We start from the raw sequence: 17,234 nt of genomic DNA, 5'->3' as shown, positions 1-17,234 counted from the left end.
GAGGTCGATCACGAATGGCCTGGTCGTCGTGGCGAAGATGGAGATTTCCTGTTATCCAGTAACAAGTGGTAGTCACTAACAGTTTGCTGTGGTGACCTATCGCGCAGCCGTTCCGAGAGCGTCCGAGAGGGAAGCATGGCGTCATTTCTGTATCGAGTCGGGAGGTTCTCCTTCCGGCACAAGTGGTGGATGATCGCGGTCTGGTTGATCGCCGCGATCGCGGTGTCTGGCCTCGTGGGCGCGCTCAACCCCAAGTTCGCCAAGGACTTCAGCCTTCCCGGCACGGATTCGGGCACCGCCACCGAACAGGTGGAGCAGTACTTCCCGGATGTCATGAAGCAGCAGGAACGCGCGTCGACCAGCGTGCTGGTGGCGGCCGACGACGGACTGGCCGCACACTCCGCGCAGATCGACGCTCTGGTGGCCGACCTGCACAAGCTTCCCGAACTCTCCGACGCCAAGACGGTCGTCAACCCTCTGACGGTCGCCCAGATGCAGCCGGCGATGGCGTCGTCGGTCATCGGTGACGGCGGCAAGGTCGGGCTGATCCAGGTCCGTCAGAACATCGAGGCGATGGACCTCACCGTCGACGAGAAGGATCAGCTGACGACGATCCTCGCCGCACACAGCGGTGACGGGCTACAGGTCGAGGCCACCGGCTCGCTGATGCAGGTCATGGAGGCCGGCGGCAAGGCCGAGATGATCGGCTTCGCAGTCGCTTTCGTGGTGATGATCGTGGCCTTCGGGGCGCTGGTGGCGGCATTCATCCCGCTGATCACCGGCCTGATGGGCGTCATGATCACCATCATGCTGTTGACGTTGTCGGCGGAGGTCCTCAGCGTCAACGAGACGGCAACCGGCATCGTCACGATGCTGGGTATCGCGGTGTCGATCGACTATGCGCTGTTCATCGTGTCGCGGTACCGCAGCGAGCGTAAACGTGGTGGTTCGGCCGCCGACGCCGCAGGCAGAGCGGTCGGCACGGCAGGCTCCGCGGTGGTGTTCGCCGGGCTGACCGTCATCATCGCGGTGGTGGCCCTCATGGTCATCGGTATCCCGCTCATCACGCAGATGGGCATGGGCGCGGCCGTCGCGGTGTTCGTCGCGGTCCTCGCCGCACTGACCCTGATCCCCGCACTGTTGGGCGCCACCGGCCGATTCGCGTTCGCGCCGCGTATCCCGTGGATCAAGCATGCCGAGGAATCCGACAGCGCCGACACCCTCGGCGTCCGGTTCGGCCGCACGGTGGTCAAGCGTCCGGTGCCGTTCATCATCGGTGGTCTGTTGGTGCTGGTCCTCGCGGCCATCCCGATGACGAAACTCGAACTGGGCATGTCGATGACGAGCGACGACGAGGCCGCCGCTCAGACTTTGCTGCAGCGCGGATTCGGTGAGGGCATCAACGGTCCGCTGCTGGTCGTGCTGCACACCGAGAACGGCGACATCGCGGCCACCGCAGAGCAGGCCGTCGATCACATCAGGACGCTCGACGACGTCGCCAATGCGAACACCCTCACCTGGATGGGCAACGGGTCTCCGCAACCGAACACCGGTGCCGACACCGCGCTGATCTCGGTCACCCCGACGAGTTCGCCGTCGGCCGCGGCCACCCACGACCTGATGGAGGAGATCCGCGACTACACGCCGACCGTCGAACAGGCCGGTGCCCAACTCCACGTCGGTGGACAGACCGCGATCATGTCGGATCTGTCGGCCAAGCTCGACAAGGCACTGATCCCGTATCTCGTGGTGGTCGTCGGGTTGGCGTTCCTGATCATGATCGCGGTGTTCCGGTCCATCTGGGTCCCGCTGATCGGCACGCTGGGCTTCATCTTCTCGGTCCTCGCCACGTTCGGTGTGACCGTGGCGATCTTCCAGGAGGGGTGGTTCGGGCTCATCGACCACACCAAACCCATCCTGTCGTTCCTGCCCATCTTCCTGATCGGCGTCGTGTTCGGTCTGGCGATGGACTATCAGGTGTTCTTGGTGACACGAATGCGTGAGGAATACATCCACGGCATGTCCGCCAAGGACGCGATCGTGGCAGGCTACCGGCACGGTGCACGCGTGGTGACCTCTGCTGCGATCATCATGATCAGCGTGTTCGCCGCGTTCATGCTCTCCCCGGACACGACGGCCAAGATGCTCGGCTTCGCGTTGGCGATCGCGGTCTTCTTCGATGCCTTCATCATTCGGATGATGGTGGTACCGGCGATCATCGCTTTGCTCGGAGATCGCGCCTGGGGCCTGCCGAAGTGGTTGGATCGACTCGTGCTCAACTTCGACATCGAGGGTGGGGCGGTCCGCGACCGCGGTCTGGAATCCGCCGATCCCGAGAAGCCGAAGGAGGAGCTGGTCGGTTCGGCGAGCTGATTCGAGGAAGGGCGGGACATGGCCACACCGACGACGACCCCGGCGGATGCGCCGGGGCGTCGGACCGGTTTGCGGGAGAAGAACAAGATGCGTACCCGCAAGGCGATCCGTGACGCGGCGATGACGTTGTTCGCCGAACAGGGGTACACGCAGACCACGGTCGAACAGATCGCGCGCGAAGCCGAGGTCTCCCACACCACGTTCTTCCGGTACTTCGCGTCCAAGGAACAGGTGGTCATCTCCGATGATCTCGAGGAGGCCCGTGACGCGGCGATCGCAGCCATCCCACCGGGTCTCGGACACTTCGACCTGCTGCGACGGATGGTCACCGACCTTTTCGGGATCGGCACCTCAGACGAGTGGGCGAACAACTCGGCGCGGATGCACCTGATCCAGTCGGAACCCGTGCTGCGCACGGCGTATCAGATCGAGTCCGATCGTGCGATCTCCGAGGCGACCGACTTCTTCGCCGACTACACGGGCGTGCCGGCGGACGACTTCCGACTACGCGTCTTCATCGCCGCCGCGGGCGGGATGATGTTCCACTTCGCGAAGGGCAACGACGAGCCTGTCGACGACGACCTCTTGGCCACGCTGCTCCGCGCCATCGACCTGCTCGAACGGGGTCTGCCCCTGAAGGGCGAATCGTAGATTCACGTTCGAGGAAAAACGGCGACGATGTCGCCCGAAAGGAGTTGCACCATGGGACGTCTCGACAACAAGGTCGCGTTCGTGACCGGTCTGGCCCGCGGCCAGGGACGTGCGCACGCGGTCCGGTTGGCCGGCGAGGGCGCGCAGATCATCGGCGTCGACCTGGCGGGCCCGCTGCCCGGTGTGCCGTATGACTCGGCAACGCCCGCCGACCTCGACGAGACGCGCCGACTGGTGGAAGAGCAGGGCGCCAAGGCACACCTCGCACAGTGCGACGTCCGTGACCTCGACGGGCTCAAGGCCGTCGTGGACGAGGGTGTGGGACTGTTCGGCGGACTCGACGTGGTGATCGCCAATGCGGGCATCTGCATCCCGGAGACATGGGACGAGGTGTCGCCCACCAGTTTCCGGGACACCATCGACACCAACGTGGTGGGTGCCTGGAACACGGTGACCGCTTGCGCGCATCATCTCGTCGAGCGTGGGGGAGGGTCGGTCATCCTCATCAGCTCGTACGCGGGGCGAAAGGTGCAGCCGTTCATGGTGCACTACACCACCAGCAAGCACGCCCTGGTCGGGATGACACGTGCCTTCGCGGCCGAACTGGGCAATCACAACATCCGTGTGAACAGCATCCACCCGGGTGCGGTCGCGACCCCGATGGGATCGGGCCAGATGGTCGCCCGTATCGAGGAGACCAACGCGTCGAACCCGCGCCTGGCCGGCATGGGCATGACCTTCCTGAACCAGTTCGTCGCCGAGCCCGAAGAGGTCGCCAACGTGGCAGCCTTCCTCGCCTCCGACGAGTCGAAGTTCATCACCGCCGAGAGCATCTCGGTCGACGGTGGGGCCCAGCACTTCTGAGCCGCGTTGGCAGGTCGGCGTTTTCGTCGGTCGAGTAGGCGCCGACGCGCCGGCCGAGGCACCGTATCGAGGCCTGGTGTGGTGATCTCGATACGCGGCCTCGCTGCGCTCGGTCGCTACTCGATCGGCGGTGGGGTTGTTGTTTGATCGGTGGTGGCAGGCCGGCGTTTTCGTCGGTCGAGTAGGCGCCGAGGCGCCGGCCGAGGCACTGTATCGAGGCCTGGTGTGGTGATCTCGATACGCGGCCTCGCTGCGCTCGGTCGCTACTCGATCGGCAGTGGGGTCGCTACTCGACCGGCAATGGGGTCGCTGCTCGATCGGCGGTGGGGTTGTTGCTTGATCGGCAGTGCGGTCGCTACTCGATCGGCGATGCAGGTCGACTCAGGCGCCGCGATGAATCGGAGTGAGGGGCAACCGCAGGGCGCCGGGGGCGTGTGCCGGGACCACGGGACGTGCGGGAGTCACCGGGGTGACCGGAACGTAGCCGGCGCCCAACTCCGGTCGCGTGTCCTGCTCGCCCTGGTTCGGCCACATCGCCAGCGCACGTTCGGCCTGGGCGGTGATCGTCAACGATGGGTTCACCCCGAGGTTCGCCGACACCGTCGAACCGTCGACGACGTGCAGTCCCGGGTGGCCGAACACACGGTGATAGGCGTCGACCACACCGTTCGCATCGTCGACACCGATGGCGCAGCCGCCGAGGAAGTGTGCGGTCATCGGGATGTTCATCAGGTCCACCACCGAGCCGCCGGCATCTCCGTCGATGCGACGTGCGATCGATCGAACCGCGTTGTGGCCCTCGGGAATCCATCGCGGTGGTGGATCACCCGCACCGGATCGGCTGCGCAGTCGGGGGCCGAGGCGTCCACGGCCGGCGAACAGTTCGATGGAGTTGTCGGCGGTCTGCATGACCAGCGCGATGATGGTCCGCTCCGACCAGTGCCGAACCGACAGGGACCGCAGCGTCGCCGCGGGGTGGGCGATCATCGCCCCGATCGCCTTGATCCAGCGCGGTATCACGCCACCGCCATCGACCAACACCGCCTGCAGTAGCCCGATCAGGTTGCTGCCCTTGCCGTATCGGACAGGCTCGATGTGCGTGTGGTCGTTGGGGTGAAACGACGAGGTGATGGCGACACCCTTCGTGTAGTCGACGTCGCGGGTGCGTGCGGTGGCGGCGAGCACCGCTTCCGAGTTCGTCCGGACCACCCGGCCGAGCCGCGACGAGAGCCCGGTCAACGCGTCGTCGCGCTGCATGCTCAACAACAACTTGTTGGTCCCGTACGTGCCTGCCGCGAACACCACCTGGTCGGCGGTCAGGGTGCGGATGCGACGACGACGGCCGGTGCGGTGGGTCTCGACCCGGTATCCGCCACCGTCGCGTGGCTGCACGGCGTGCACCGATGTCATCGGGATGATCTGTGCGCCTGCCCGTTCGGCGAGATGGAGGTAGTTCTTGACGAGGGTGTTCTTGGCGCCGACGCGACATCCGGTCATGCACGCACCGCATTCGGTGCAGCCGGTGCGGTCGGGGCCCACGCCCCCGAAGAACGGGTCGTCGGCTCCGACACCGGGCTCGCCGAAGTACACGCCGACCGGTGTCGGCACAAAAGTGTCACCGGCGCCGAGTTCGTCGGCGACCTCGGCCATCACCTCGTCTGCCGGGGTCACACCGGGATAGGTGGTGGCGCCCAACATACGTTCGGCCTGGTCGTAGTACGGCGCCAGCTCGGTGGCCCAATCGGTGATCGAACCCCAGTGCGGGTCGTCGAAGAACGCCGAGGGTGGCCGGTAGAGCGTGTTGGCGTAGTTCAACGAGCCACCGCCGACGCCGGCCCCGGCCATCACCAGCACATCCCGCAACAGGTGCATGCGTTGCACCCCATAACATCCCAGGAACGGTGCCCAGAGGTAGTCGCGTAGTCGCCAACTGGTGGCCGGTAACTCGTCGTCGGCGAATCGACGGCCCGCCTCGACGACACCGACCCGATAGCCCTTTTCGGACAGACGCAGTGCCGCGACCGAACCGCCGAAACCCGAACCGATGACGATCACGTCGAAATGGCTTGTCGTGACTGCTTGTTCCCGGCGTCGCATCATCGTGTCACCTCGGTCGCCGCGACAGCAGGCGTGATCTTCTCGGTCGGCGTGTCTCCCGATCCGAAGGTGTGGTCGGCGGGCACGAAGCGCCCCATCATCTCCCGGTAGGTCTTGGTGAAGGTCGGCCACATGACCGAGTTCCGCCCCGACGCGTCCACGTACCAACTGGAGCATCCCCCGGAATTCCACACCGTGCCTGCCAGTTCGCGATCCATGGTCGCGGCGTAGCGCTGTTGTGCTGCCGAGGTCACTTCGACGGTGGTGGCGTCGCGCCCGTCGAGGTGACGCAGCACGGTCGAGACATAGTAGGCCTGCGGCTCGAGCATGAGGACGATCGAACTGTGTCCGAGATTCGTGTTGGGGCCGTACATCAGGTGAAGGTTGGGGAATCCGTGAATCGAGACCCCGCGGTATGCGTTGGGGGATCCGTTCCACGTCGTCGCCAGGGTTCGCCCGTCTCGACCCCGGATGACCTGTGCGATGGGCGGTGCCGTGGGTGTGAAGCCGGTGGCGAAGACGACGGTGTCGACCGGGTGCTCGACGCCGTCGGAGTCCACCGCACCGGTCGGCGTGAGTCGTTCGATGGCGCCGGTGACCGTCGCGTTGCCACGCTGGAGTGCGGGAAACCATTTGTTGGTCAACAACATCCGTTTGCACCCGATCGTGTAGTCGGGTGTGAGGCGCCGTCGCAGACGCCGATCGCGGACCTGTAGACGCAGCTGGGTCCGGGCGACCGCGGTGGCGATCGGCAACAGTCGGGGTCGGCGGGCCATCAGTACGACGTAGGATTCGCGGTACAGCCAAGTGAGGCGCCGCACGACGGTGTGGGTGATCGGCAGCCGTCGATACAGGGCGCGCTCGGCGTTCCCGATGCGGCGATCGAGCCTGGGTACCACCCACGCGGGGGTGCGCTGGAAAACGGTGAGATGGCCGACGCGGTCGACGATCTCGGGGACGACCTGGATGGCCGAGGCGCCGGTACCGACGACGGCCACGTTTCGGCCGGTCAGGTCATGGTCGTGGCGCCAGCGTGCGGTGTGGAAGACGGCGCCGGTGAACTCGTCGCGGCCGGGGATGTCGGGGACCCCGGGCTCAGAGAGTGCGCCCGGGGCGGCGACCAGGTGTCGGGCGCGGATGATTCCGTCGGAGGTTTCGGCGACCCACTCGTCGGTGGTGCAATCCCATGTGGCGCCGAGTAATGCGCAGCCGTAGCGGATGGTGTCGGGGTGCCGGGCGGCGACCGACTCGAGGTAGCCGCGGATCTCCGACTGCCGCCCGTAGGTGTGTGACCACTCCGGGTTGTCGGCGAAGGACAACGAGTACAGCGACGTGGGGACGTCGCATGCCGCGCCCGGGTAATCGTTGTCGCGCCAGACGCCACCGGGCCCGTCGGCCCGCTCGATGGCGAGGATCGACCGTCGCGGATGGTCGGTGCGCAGTCGGTGCACCGCGGCCAGGCCGCCGAAACCGGCGCCGACGACGAGCACGTCGACCTGGTGGGGCAGTTGACCGGCGCTCGCCGGGTGAGGCTGATCAGGCATGACGGTTCAGGATTTCCTTCCAGACGGGCAGTAGGCGATCGGTGAGGGCCAGGTCGGCCGCGGGGGATCGGAGAATGCGTGACACGGCCAGCCCCCGTGCCAGCTCGACGGTGAGCTCGAGTTGATCGGACGTGTATCGGTCGCCGAACAGTTCGGAGCAACCGGCGGCCAGGGCGTCGGAGACCTTCTGTTCCAACGGGATCATCGCGGCTCGCAGTGTGTCGTCGGTGCGAGCGGCGACCCACAACTCCAGGGCCGCGTCGAACAACGGTCCGCTGAAGGCTTCGACGATGACCTCGATGTCCTCGTCTCCGCTGCGGGGGCGCGACAGGAGTTCGGCGAGCCGTTTGTCCACGAGATGGGCCACCGCGGCGACGACGAGCGCCTCCCGCGTCGGGAAGTGATGCAGCAGAGCGCCCCGGGACACGCCGGCGCGACGGTTCACCTCCTGGGTCGTGGTGCCGCCGTAGCCGAGCTCGATCAGCGCATCGACCGTCGCATCAAGCACTTTGGCCTGGGTCGCGGCCGTGCGTTGCGCCTGGGTGCGCGACGTCGCCGCGGTCTCGTCGGTCATGAGGGCAGGCTAGCGAGAAAACAAGAAACAGTCCAGACTGCTTGTTTATTGACGCGGTGACGCCACGCGACGATCGCGATCAATTCGGCCGAACCCCTTGAGTCATCTGACTGAAACATGTTTCAATATCCAGACCCGGGGGGCCGGGGCTGGCGCGGGCATCGCAACGATGCCCCGCACCAGATCGGGGAGATGTTTTCGACTGGAGGGGGGCCTGTGCTCAGGCGTCGAAAGTTTCTGGCGGCGGCTGCGGCGACGGGGGTCGCCGCAGCCGCCGCACCGTTTGCGGCACCGGTGTCCGCAGCGCCGCGGCAACGGGCACGGCTGACTCGTGAAGATCAGCGCGTCGTCGTGATCGGTTCGGGATTCGGTGGCGGTGTCACCGCGCTGCGACTCGCGCAGGCCGGGGTGCCTGTGGTGGTGCTCGAGCGTGGAAAGCGTTGGCGCGCAGGTCCGAATTCCGAGACCTTCCCGCACGCATCCGCGCCCGACAAGCGTGCTCTCTGGTATCGCTCCGCGCCGCAGTTGTTCGGTCGCCCGGTGACCTTCGATCCCTACGTGGGGCTGTTCGACGCCGTGATGGGTGACAACATGACGGCGGTGACGGCCGCCTGTGTCGGCGGCGGTTCGCTGGTGTATCAAGGGATGTCGCTGAAGCCGGATCAGGACGTGTTCAATGCGTACCTGCCCGAGCAACTGGACTGGGCGCGGATGAACCGCATCCACTATCCGCGCGTCGCCAAGATGCTGCGGCTGGAGACGGCGCCCGACCGGCTCATCGCCTCGCCCAACTATCAGGTGGCGAGAACCTTTGCGCAACGGGCACGTTCGGCCGGTCTGCCGGTGTCCAAGATCCCGATGCCGATCGACTGGAACTATGCGCTGGCCGAGTTGGCGGGCCGCATGGCGCCGTCGTACACCAACGGCGACTGTGCGATCGGCGTCAACAACGGCGGCAAGCACTCCGTCGACGTGACCTATCTGGCGGCCGCGGAACGCACCGGCCTCGTCGACGTGCGCCCGCTGCACAACGTGACCGACGTGGAACGTGCGCGCGACGGACGCTGGACCGTGCATGTCGAGCGGATCGACACGTCGGGAAAGGTCCTGGAACACAAGATCATCACCGCCAAGACCCTGGTGATGGCCGCGGGCGCCGTGCACACCACCCGCATGCTCGTGCGGGCCGATGCGCGCGGTGCGATCCCGAATCTGCCCGACGGCGTCGGACACGGGTGGGGCACCAATGCCGACCGGATCTACGTCTGGTCCGATCCCACCGCCCCGTTCGGTGCGGTGCAGGGCGGACCGGTGGTCTACGGAAGCCTCAACTGGTCGAAACCCGCTCTGGCGCACACGGTCATCCAGGCATCGATCCCCGGATTCGGGCTCGATGTCCACAGCACGATGATGGTGGGCTACGGAGTCAGTGATGCCCGGGGCAAGTTCGTCTACGACTCCGGTCGCGGCGAAGCGATGCTGCAGTGGCCGAAGGAGGGCGACTCGCACATCCAGAACCGGGCGATCGGTCCCACGGCCCGCGCGATCGCGGGTCGCACCGGGATGCTCACCGACACCAACGCGGTCATGCCGTCCACGTGGCATGCGCTCGGTGGCGCGAGCATGGGGACCGTGTGCGATCTCGACGGCAGGGTTCGTGGGCAACGCGGACTGTACGTGCTCGACGGCGCGCTCATCCCCGGGACCACGGCGGCCTGTAATCCGTCGATGACCATCGCCGCGGTGGCCGAGCGCGCTCTCGACAACATCGTCGGCAGCGACGTCGGCACGATCATCTAGCCTGCGCTCGGCGGCCCCGGTCGGACCTCACCGCGTCGGGTGCGTGACCGGGGCCAACCACAGGCCGAGCAGTCCGTCGACCAGATAGTCCTTGACATCCGACCACGATCCCGTCGCCGTACCCGCGGCATCGGCGCTCTCGAAGTCGGCGATCGTGTAGAGGATCATGTTGCGCGCCATGGAGTCCCGCGCGCCCAGCACGTCTTCGGGCAGGTCGGGCAGGGAGCCGTACAGTCCGGTCAGCACCGACATCAGATCCTCGGACACCACCGCGTGGTCGTATAGCTGGAGTTGGTGTTTGGGGTCCACGCTCACCTGGGCGGTGAATCGGGCGAAGTAGGTCGGCTTGCCCAGCGACTCGAAATAGTCGGTTTGCGGTTGCACCAGGCAGGTGACCCAGTCGCGCAGATCCGGTTCGGGCCCCAAGGCGGCGACCATGCGGCTGCGGAAGGGTTCGATCAGGGTGTTGTGATGATCGAGGATCGCGTGCACGAGTTCGCTGCGGCCACCGAAGTGGTACCCGACGGCGAAGTTGTTGGCCTGGCCGGCGGCGTCGCTGATCTGTCGGTTCGAGACCGACGAGATGCCCTGCTCGGCGAAGAGTTGCTCGGCGGTCGCCAGGATGCGCTGTCGGGTGTTCGCGGTCTGCTCGTTGCGGACCCTGGTCATCGTCGTCGATTCTCGCTCTCATCGGTTCCGGCGCGGGCCGGATGAATGATCAGTTTACTGACGGCCATCGAGAGCGTCCATGACCGGGCTCACTGTGCGGGATGCTCGGAGAGCGGTCCGTCTCACCGAAGCCTGCGGAGTCGTTGGGCCGCCTCGGCGATCACCTCGTCACGCTTGGAGAAGGCGAAGCGGACCATGTGGCGCCAGGGCTCGACGTCGTCGACGAAGGCACTCACCGGTACGGCCGCCACTCCGATACGTTCGGGCAGCATCCGACAGAATGCCTCCCCGTCGTCGAAGCCGAGTGGACGCGGATCGGCGCACACGAAATAGGTTGCCTCGCTGCGGTGGACGCCGAAACCGGCATCGCGTAGCGCGGAGGAGAGCAGGTCGCGTTTGCGTTGGAGATGAGCAGAGGAGTCGTGCACCCACTTCATCTCGTGATCAAGGGCCGCAGCGACGGCGGGCTGGAACGGCCCCGAGCCCACATAGGACATGAATTGTTTGGCGGATCGGGCGGCGGCGACCAAGTCTGCGGGGCCGCTGACCCAGCCGACCTTCCAGCCGGTGCAGTTGAATGTTTTTGCAGCGCTGGATATCCGCAGTGTTCTCTCCCGCATGCCGGGGAAACCGGCGAGCGAGTGGTGGCCCGGCCGTCGAAGAGTAGGTGCTCGTAGACCTCATCGGTCACGGCGATGACGTCGTGTTCCACGCACAGTCGCGCGATCTCGGCGAGATCGTCGTCGGCAAGCACGGTGGCGGTCGGGTTGTGCGGCGAGTTGACCAGGATCACCGCCGTGGCCGGGCCGAAGGCGTCGGCGAGACGCGCGCGGTCGAGGCGGAAGCCGTCGCCGTCGGCGACCAGTGGCACCGTCCGGCGGACCGCACCCGCCATGGCGACGGTGGCGGCATAGGAGTCGTAGTACGGCTCGATCATCACCACTTCGCGGCCGGGTTCGACCAGCCCGATGATCGCACCGGCGATCGCCTCGGTGGCACCGACAGTGATGAGCACCTCGCCGTCGGGGTCGTAGTCGAGCCCGTGGTGGCGAAGTTGATGGCGGGCGACCGCAGCGCGTAGTTCGGGTACGCCCGCTCCCGGCGGGTACTGGTTGTGGCCGTCGGCGATCGCCTGTTGTGCCGCGGTGAGCATCGAGGCGGGGCCGTCGGTGTCCGGGAACCCCTGGCCGAGGTTGACGGCGTCGTGGGTGACTGCCAGCGCCGACATCTCGGCGAAGACGGTGGTACCGAACGGGCGGAGGCGGGAGACGGTGCGCACCGATCCAGGCTGACACATGCGCCGAGGTGCGTCACCGCCCGTCGTTCGGAGGTGTCGCCCCAGTGGTGTCGTCGCAGTGGTGTCGTCGCAGTGGTGTTCGTCGAGGTGAGGTACCGGCAATCGCACACCACGGCGGTAGGATCGTCGACTATGACCACGCCACCGGAGCCGCCGCAACCGGGTGAACCGCAACCGGGTACGCCGCAGTCCCCAGATGGGCGGCCACAACCCGAGCCCCAGCAGGCGCCGCAGGGGCAAGAGCCCTCCGGCACGGGCCGGCAGGTTCCCGGCGGTCAGGAACCGTACCCCGGAGCGGGCCAGGTGCCCGGTGCCCAGCAGCCGCATCCGGACTCTCCACAGGCGTATCCCGGTGCACCCCAACAGTATCCGGGTCAGCAGCCTCCGGGGGCGCCACAGCCCTATCCCGGGGGCCAACACCCCGGCGGCCCGCAATACCCGGAAGCGCAGCAATACCCTGGAGCGCAGCAGTATCCCGGCTCCCAGCAGTACCCGGGCTCTCAGCAATATCCGGGAGCACAACAGTATCCGGGCTCTCAGCAATACCCGGCAGGGCAGCAACCGGGCGCTCAACAGTATCCCGGCGCAGGACAGTTCCCAGGTCAGCAGTTCCCGGGTGCTCAGCAGCCCTACCCCGGCCAGGTGCCGGGTCAGCCTCCCGGGCAACCGCCCTATCCGGGTGCCCCGGGGTACGGCCCGCAGCCCCAGGGCAAGAAGCGGTCGAAGCGGCTGTGGTGGGTTCTGGGTGTGGTGGTGGTCCTGCTGGTCGCGATCGTCGGTGTGGTCGCGGTCGTCACGCGGGACGCGGTCACCGATACCGATGACGTCGCGATCGGCGACTGTGTCTCGGTCACCGGCAGTCAGAGCAGCGACAACCTGCGCGCGAAGAAGGCGGATTGCTCCTCGGCGAGCACCTTCACCTTCTACGTGGCCCAGAAGGTCACCACGGGTTCGTGCCCGTCGAACGACTACTCGCGGCTCTACTGGATCGAAGACGGCGAACCGACGGGTGAGCAGCTGTGCCTGGTGCCCAACCTCGTCCAGGACAAGTGCTATCAGATCCCCATGGCCAACATGCCGACCGTGGGACTCGCCGACTTCAAGACGGTCGACTGCGCCTCGCCTGGGGCGTCGGGCACCGAGGTGGTCCGCACGGTGTCGCGCACCGCAGGCCAGCCGTCTTGCTCGTCGGACCAATTGGCCGTCTACTTCGCGTTGCCGAAGCCGATCGGGTATTGCCTGGGGCTCACCGGAACCGCCAGCTGACGTCAGCTCGGCGACTCCTCGCCGATGGTCGGTCCCAGCAGATCGTCGGCGTCGGTGATGCGGTACGCGTAACCCTGTTCGGCGAGGAACCGCTGCCGATGCGCGGCATAGTCGGCGTCCAGGGTGTCTCGCGACACCACGGAGTAGAAGTGCGCTTGTCCGCCATCGTGTTTCGGTCGTAGCAGACGCCCCAGCCGTTGGGCTTCCTCCTGCCGCGAGCCGAAGGTCCCGGACACCTGCACCGCCACCGACGCCTCGGGCAGGTCGATGGAGAAGTTCGCGACCTTGGACACCACCAGGGTCTGCAGTTCGCCGGAGCGGAACCGATCGAAGAGTGCTTCGCGCTCTTTGTTCTTCGTCGAACCCTGGATCACCGGGGCGTCGAGTGCGGCGCCGAGTTCCTCGAGCTGATCGATGTAGGCGCCGATCACCAGGGTCTGGGATCCCTTGTGACGATTCAGGATCGACTTGACCACGTTGACCTTGGTGTGGGCGGTCGAGCAGAGTTTGTACTTCTCCTCGGGCTCGGCCACGGCGTACTGCAGCCGCTCCTCGTCGGTGAGGGTGACTCGCACCTCGATGCATTCCGCGGGCGCGATCCAGCCCTGCGCCTCGATGTCCTTCCACGGGGCGTCATAGCGTTTCGGCCCGATGAGGCTGAATACGTCGCCCTCGCGTCCGTCCTCGCGGACCAACGTGGCGGTGAGTCCCAAACGTCGTCGGGACTGCAGATCCGCCGTCATCCGGAACACGGGTGCCGGCAGCAGATGTACCTCGTCGTAGATGATCAGACCCCAGTCGCGGGAGTCGAACAGATCGAGATTCTTGTACTCGCCCTTCGACTTGCGCGTCATCACCTGGTAGGTCGCGATGGTGACCGGGCGGATCTCCTTGCGTTCCCCGGAGTACTCGCCGATCTCTTCCTCGGTGAGCGAGGTGCGTGCGATCAGCTCGCGTTTCCACTGACGGCCCGCGACGGTGTTGGTCACCAGGATCAGGGTGGTGGCCCGCGCCTTGGCCATTGCCGCCGCGCCGACCATCGTCTTGCCCGCGCCGCAGGGGAGCACCACGACTCCCGAACCGCCGGCCCAGAAGGAGTCGGCAGCCATCTCCTGGTAGTCGCGCAGGTGCCAGTCGCCCTGGTCGAGGTCGATGGGGTGGGCCTCGCCGTCGACGTAGCCCGCGAGGTCCTCGGCGGGCCAACCCACCTTCAGCAACACCTGCTTGAGGCGGCCGCGCTCGGACGGATGCACGACGACGGTGTCGTCGTCGAGGCGGGCGCCGAGCATCGGTGCCACCTTCTTGTTGCGCATCACCTCTTCGAGGACCGCGCGGTCGAGACTCACCAGCGTCAGGCCGTGCGCGGGGTTCTTCACCAACTGCAGCCTGCCGAATCGGCCCATCGTGTCGACGATGTCCATGAGCAGCGGCTGGGGCACCGCGTAACGCGAGTAGGTGACCAGGGCGTCGACGACCTGCTCGGCGTCGTGTCCCGCCGCCCGCGCGTTCCACAGCGCAAGCGGCGTCACCCGGTAGGTGTGCACGTGTTCGGGGGCGCGCTCGAGTTCGGCGAACGGGGCGATCGCCGCGCGCGCTGCCGGGGCGTCCGCGTGATCAACCTCGAGCAGCAGCGTCTTGTCGGATTGCACGATCAGGGGTCCATCGGTCACCCGATCCATTGTCCAGATCGCGGGCAGATGCAGCCACCCGGTGTCCGGATGCGCTCGACGTGCTCAGTTCTCCAGCAGTTCCACGCTGGTGATGCGGTGCAGCGAGAAGTGCTGTTCGTCCTCGGTGGCGGTGTCGACGGCGATCAGCTGACCGGCTCCCAGGGTCTGTGGCGTCACCACGTGCCTGCTGGCCGAGCCGTGCGCATCCACGTAGTCGACCCGCAACCGGCGGTTCACGCGCAACGCGAGCTGGATCAACGCCGTCGCAGATTCCCCGCCGCCGGAAGCGCGCACCGGCCCCGACGACCCGGGCGCGGCCGGTTGCGCCGACGCGGCGCGGTCGTGCGATCGCATCCGGGTGATGACCGTCCGCAACTGGTCACCGGAAGGCGTCGAGCGCCGTGGTGGAGCATGTCGCCGCGGCCGGGCGACGGTCACCCGGCTGCCCTGTTCACGCAGGTCGACCACCGAACCCGAGGAGTCCTCGCCGGTGGGCGCGAAACCGGCGGCGCGCAATTGCTCGATGACATCGCGGAGCTCGGCCTGCGACACGGCGACGGTCGGGGCGAGGGCGCGCAGGGCGAGGTGTTCGGCGGCGGGACTCTTGAGCACGGCGGCCAGGGTTGCCGCGTCCTCACACCGCACGAAGGCCGAGGCCACGCCCACCCGCAATTGGCCGTGTCGGCGGGCGACGTCCTCGATCAGGTACGTCAGCGACTGCGGCACCGGCGTACGCGAGTGGGCGGTGAACATGGTGATGAGTTCACTACTGCTGCGTCCGGCGTCGAGGGCGCGCCGCACACTGTCGTCGGACACCCGGTAGACCGACGCCGCGCCGCCGGATTCGAGATCGGCCACCAACTCCACCTGCTCGGCGAGTTCTGGGGTCATCGGCCCCGGCACCATGAGGGTGAGGTCGGCCTGTGTGAGGAAGTGGTCGACCGGCTCGGGCAAGGCGCTGTGCATCGCCGCGAGCACCGTCTTCTCCGCATCGTCGGTGTGCCCCGCGGCCAATACCGCACGCCCCACCCCGGTCAGCGAACCGTGCGCGACCACACCGAGTTCCCTTGCCTCCCTGAGTGTCTCGTCGACAGTTCGGCGCGAGTAGCGACGGATCTGGCGGGGATGGTGCCAATGTAGCGCGGCCAACAGGCCGTCGGTGTCGACGGGCACCGCGGGGGTGGCGTGGGCGAGCGTGTCCAGGATCGTGTGGCGCTGGACCGGCGCGAAGGCGTCATGGAGTTCGCCCGAGAGCGCCGGATGCGCGTTGCCGTCGCGATCGGGCTCGCCGATCTGCCATGCCCGGCGCGGCATCTCCAGCCAGGCGCGCAGCAGCGCCCACCACTGGCGGTCGGGGGAGTGGTGCAGCCAGGTGTCGGCGGCGGGGGTCGGGGCGAAGGCCTGTTCTCCGGTGTCCGACGACGGGGGCGGGTCGGGGAACCCGGCGTCCATCAGCCGGAGATAGGCGAGCAACTCGACGATCAGGGCCACCCGCGACTGGTCGAGGCCGGTCACCTTCGCCAGACGTCGCAGTTCGCGCACGCCGAGCGCGCCGGAGCGCAGCACGGTGGCCGGCGTCGTACCGAGGGCCCTGATCACCTGTGTGGTGTGCCGGATCAGCTCGAGGGCCTCGCCGCCGGCCGCGGCGTCCACCGCGGAGGAGGAGAAGCGCCGTTTGGCCGAGCGCGCGTGCAGGGCGGGCGCGCGCAGGTCGTCGGCCCGAAGGGGCGGTTCCCCGCGCAACAACTGCCCGACCATGGGCGGCAGTTCGACCGTCTGGTCGTCGATGCGGGCGAGCAGACCGGCAGCGATGAGACGGGGTACGGGCTTGTCCCGGTCGGCATCGAGCGCGGCATCGCGGCTGCGGCCGAGAGCGGGGCCGCGTGAGAGCGTCTCGAGCAGGCCGCGGGTGTGGTCGTCGAGTCCGTCCAACGCCTTCCGCAGATCGTCGATCGTCCGATCGGCGAGCGGGCCGGTCAGATGGTGTGCGCGCCACGGCAGCGCCGACGGTGCGTGCGCGCCCGTGTACAGCGCGTCGTCGGCGCCCCAGAGCAGTGCGCGTCGGCGCAGCAGGTCGATCCGCGCGACGATCTGATCGGTGTCGGCGCGTCCCGACAGGGACTCGACGACGGCGTCGACGCCGGTGGGCGCCGGGATGTGACCCGCACGCGCCGTACCCAGCGTGATCGACTGTTCCAGCACCGCCACCGCGAGCACGTCGAGATCCTCGCCGGCCAACGCCGACGACGCCGCCGCCAGCGCGCGCGAGGCCAACACGGCCGTTCCGGCGGGCGGTGGGGACGCGAGATCCGGGCGCGCGGTCAGCAACTCGACGAGGTCGGCGTCGCTGCGCGACGCCAGATCGTCGGCCAGGCCGATGCCCTGGTCATCCGCACTCATTCGGCCGATTCTACTGAGGGTGACGCGCG

At 67.3% G+C, this 17,234-nt stretch carries 11 protein-coding genes and 1 pseudogene; 5 read left to right on the top strand and 7 right to left on the bottom strand.

Annotated features, from left to right (window positions below; all coding sequences use genetic code 11):
• The first annotated feature begins 135 nt into the window (after positions 1–135).
• Genes AAFP35_RS13225 through AAFP35_RS13215 form a run of 3 tightly spaced genes read left to right on the top strand, consistent with a single transcriptional unit; the run spans position 136 to position 3,888 of the window.
• The gene (locus AAFP35_RS13225) at positions 136–2,373 is read left to right on the top strand and encodes an MMPL family transporter (RefSeq protein WP_419222089.1); all 2,238 of its coding nucleotides are present in this window, start codon (positions 136–138) and stop codon (positions 2,371–2,373) included.
• Positions 2,374–2,391: 18 nt separating this feature from the next.
• A complete protein-coding gene (locus AAFP35_RS13220) occupies positions 2,392–3,024 on the top strand; it encodes a TetR family transcriptional regulator (RefSeq protein ID WP_419222088.1) in 633 nt (210 codons plus the stop codon).
• A gap of 51 nt (positions 3,025–3,075) precedes the next feature.
• Positions 3,076–3,888: a mycofactocin-coupled SDR family oxidoreductase gene (locus AAFP35_RS13215; RefSeq protein ID WP_419222087.1), complete on the top strand. Its 813-nt coding sequence runs from the start codon at positions 3,076–3,078 to the stop codon at positions 3,886–3,888.
• A 381-nt stretch (positions 3,889–4,269) separates the two neighbouring features.
• Here the strand turns inward: AAFP35_RS13215 and AAFP35_RS13210 are convergent, their stop codons facing one another.
• Genes AAFP35_RS13210 through AAFP35_RS13200 form a run of 3 tightly spaced genes read right to left on the bottom strand, consistent with a single transcriptional unit; the run spans position 4,270 to position 8,103 of the window.
• The gene (locus AAFP35_RS13210; protein ID WP_419222253.1) at positions 4,270–5,985 is read right to left on the bottom strand and encodes an FAD-dependent oxidoreductase; all 1,716 of its coding nucleotides are present in this window, start codon (positions 5,983–5,985) and stop codon (positions 4,270–4,272) included.
• Positions 5,985–7,529 (bottom strand): flavin-containing monooxygenase, encoded by a 1,545-nt coding sequence (locus AAFP35_RS13205; protein ID WP_419222086.1) that lies wholly within the window; start codon positions 7,527–7,529, stop codon positions 5,985–5,987. Before AAFP35_RS13205 ends, AAFP35_RS13210 begins: the two co-directional genes overlap by 1 nt.
• Positions 7,522–8,103, bottom strand: a complete 582-nt coding sequence (locus AAFP35_RS13200; protein WP_419222085.1) for a TetR/AcrR family transcriptional regulator — start codon at positions 8,101–8,103, stop codon at positions 7,522–7,524. The genes AAFP35_RS13205 and AAFP35_RS13200 overlap by 8 nt, the downstream gene beginning before the upstream one ends.
• 216 nt (positions 8,104–8,319) lie before the next feature.
• Between AAFP35_RS13200 and AAFP35_RS13195 the strand changes: the two genes are divergently transcribed.
• Complete coding sequence (locus tag AAFP35_RS13195; RefSeq protein ID WP_419222084.1) at positions 8,320–9,903, top strand: GMC oxidoreductase; 1,584 nt, start codon at positions 8,320–8,322, stop codon at positions 9,901–9,903.
• A gap of 27 nt (positions 9,904–9,930) precedes the next feature.
• Here the strand turns inward: AAFP35_RS13195 and AAFP35_RS13190 are convergent, their stop codons facing one another.
• Together AAFP35_RS13190 and AAFP35_RS13185 are read right to left on the bottom strand one after the other, a co-directional pair.
• On the bottom strand, positions 9,931–10,572 hold the full coding sequence (locus AAFP35_RS13190) for a TetR/AcrR family transcriptional regulator (RefSeq protein ID WP_419222083.1): 642 nt from the start codon (positions 10,570–10,572) through the stop codon (positions 9,931–9,933).
• Positions 10,573–10,694: 122 nt separating this feature from the next.
• Positions 10,695–11,869: pseudogene (locus AAFP35_RS13185) on the bottom strand (pyridoxal phosphate-dependent aminotransferase).
• 132 nt (positions 11,870–12,001) lie between these two features.
• Here AAFP35_RS13185 and AAFP35_RS13180 point away from each other — a divergent pair.
• Positions 12,002–13,135 carry an LppU/SCO3897 family protein gene (locus AAFP35_RS13180; RefSeq protein ID WP_419222082.1) on the top strand — a complete coding sequence of 378 codons (1,134 nt, stop codon included), beginning with the start codon at positions 12,002–12,004 and terminating at the stop codon, positions 13,133–13,135.
• A 2-nt stretch (positions 13,136–13,137) separates the two neighbouring features.
• On the opposite strand, the gene AAFP35_RS13175 is transcribed toward AAFP35_RS13180, so the two are convergent.
• Both AAFP35_RS13175 and AAFP35_RS13170 read right to left on the bottom strand, forming a co-directional pair.
• Positions 13,138–14,805 carry a DNA repair helicase XPB gene (locus tag AAFP35_RS13175; protein ID WP_419222081.1) on the bottom strand — a complete coding sequence of 556 codons (1,668 nt, stop codon included), beginning with the start codon at positions 14,803–14,805 and terminating at the stop codon, positions 13,138–13,140.
• Between the two features lie 63 nt (positions 14,806–14,868).
• Complete coding sequence (locus AAFP35_RS13170) at positions 14,869–17,205, bottom strand: helicase-associated domain-containing protein (protein ID WP_419222080.1); 2,337 nt, start codon at positions 17,203–17,205, stop codon at positions 14,869–14,871.
• Positions 17,206–17,234 lie beyond the last annotated feature (29 nt).

It is taken from the genome of Gordonia sp. CPCC 206044 (assembly GCF_048537895.1).
Taxonomy (GTDB): Bacteria; Actinomycetota; Actinomycetes; order Mycobacteriales; family Mycobacteriaceae; genus Gordonia.
The sequence above is the reverse complement of the archived record's forward strand: the minus strand, read 5'-3'. Positions and strand labels throughout refer to the sequence as shown.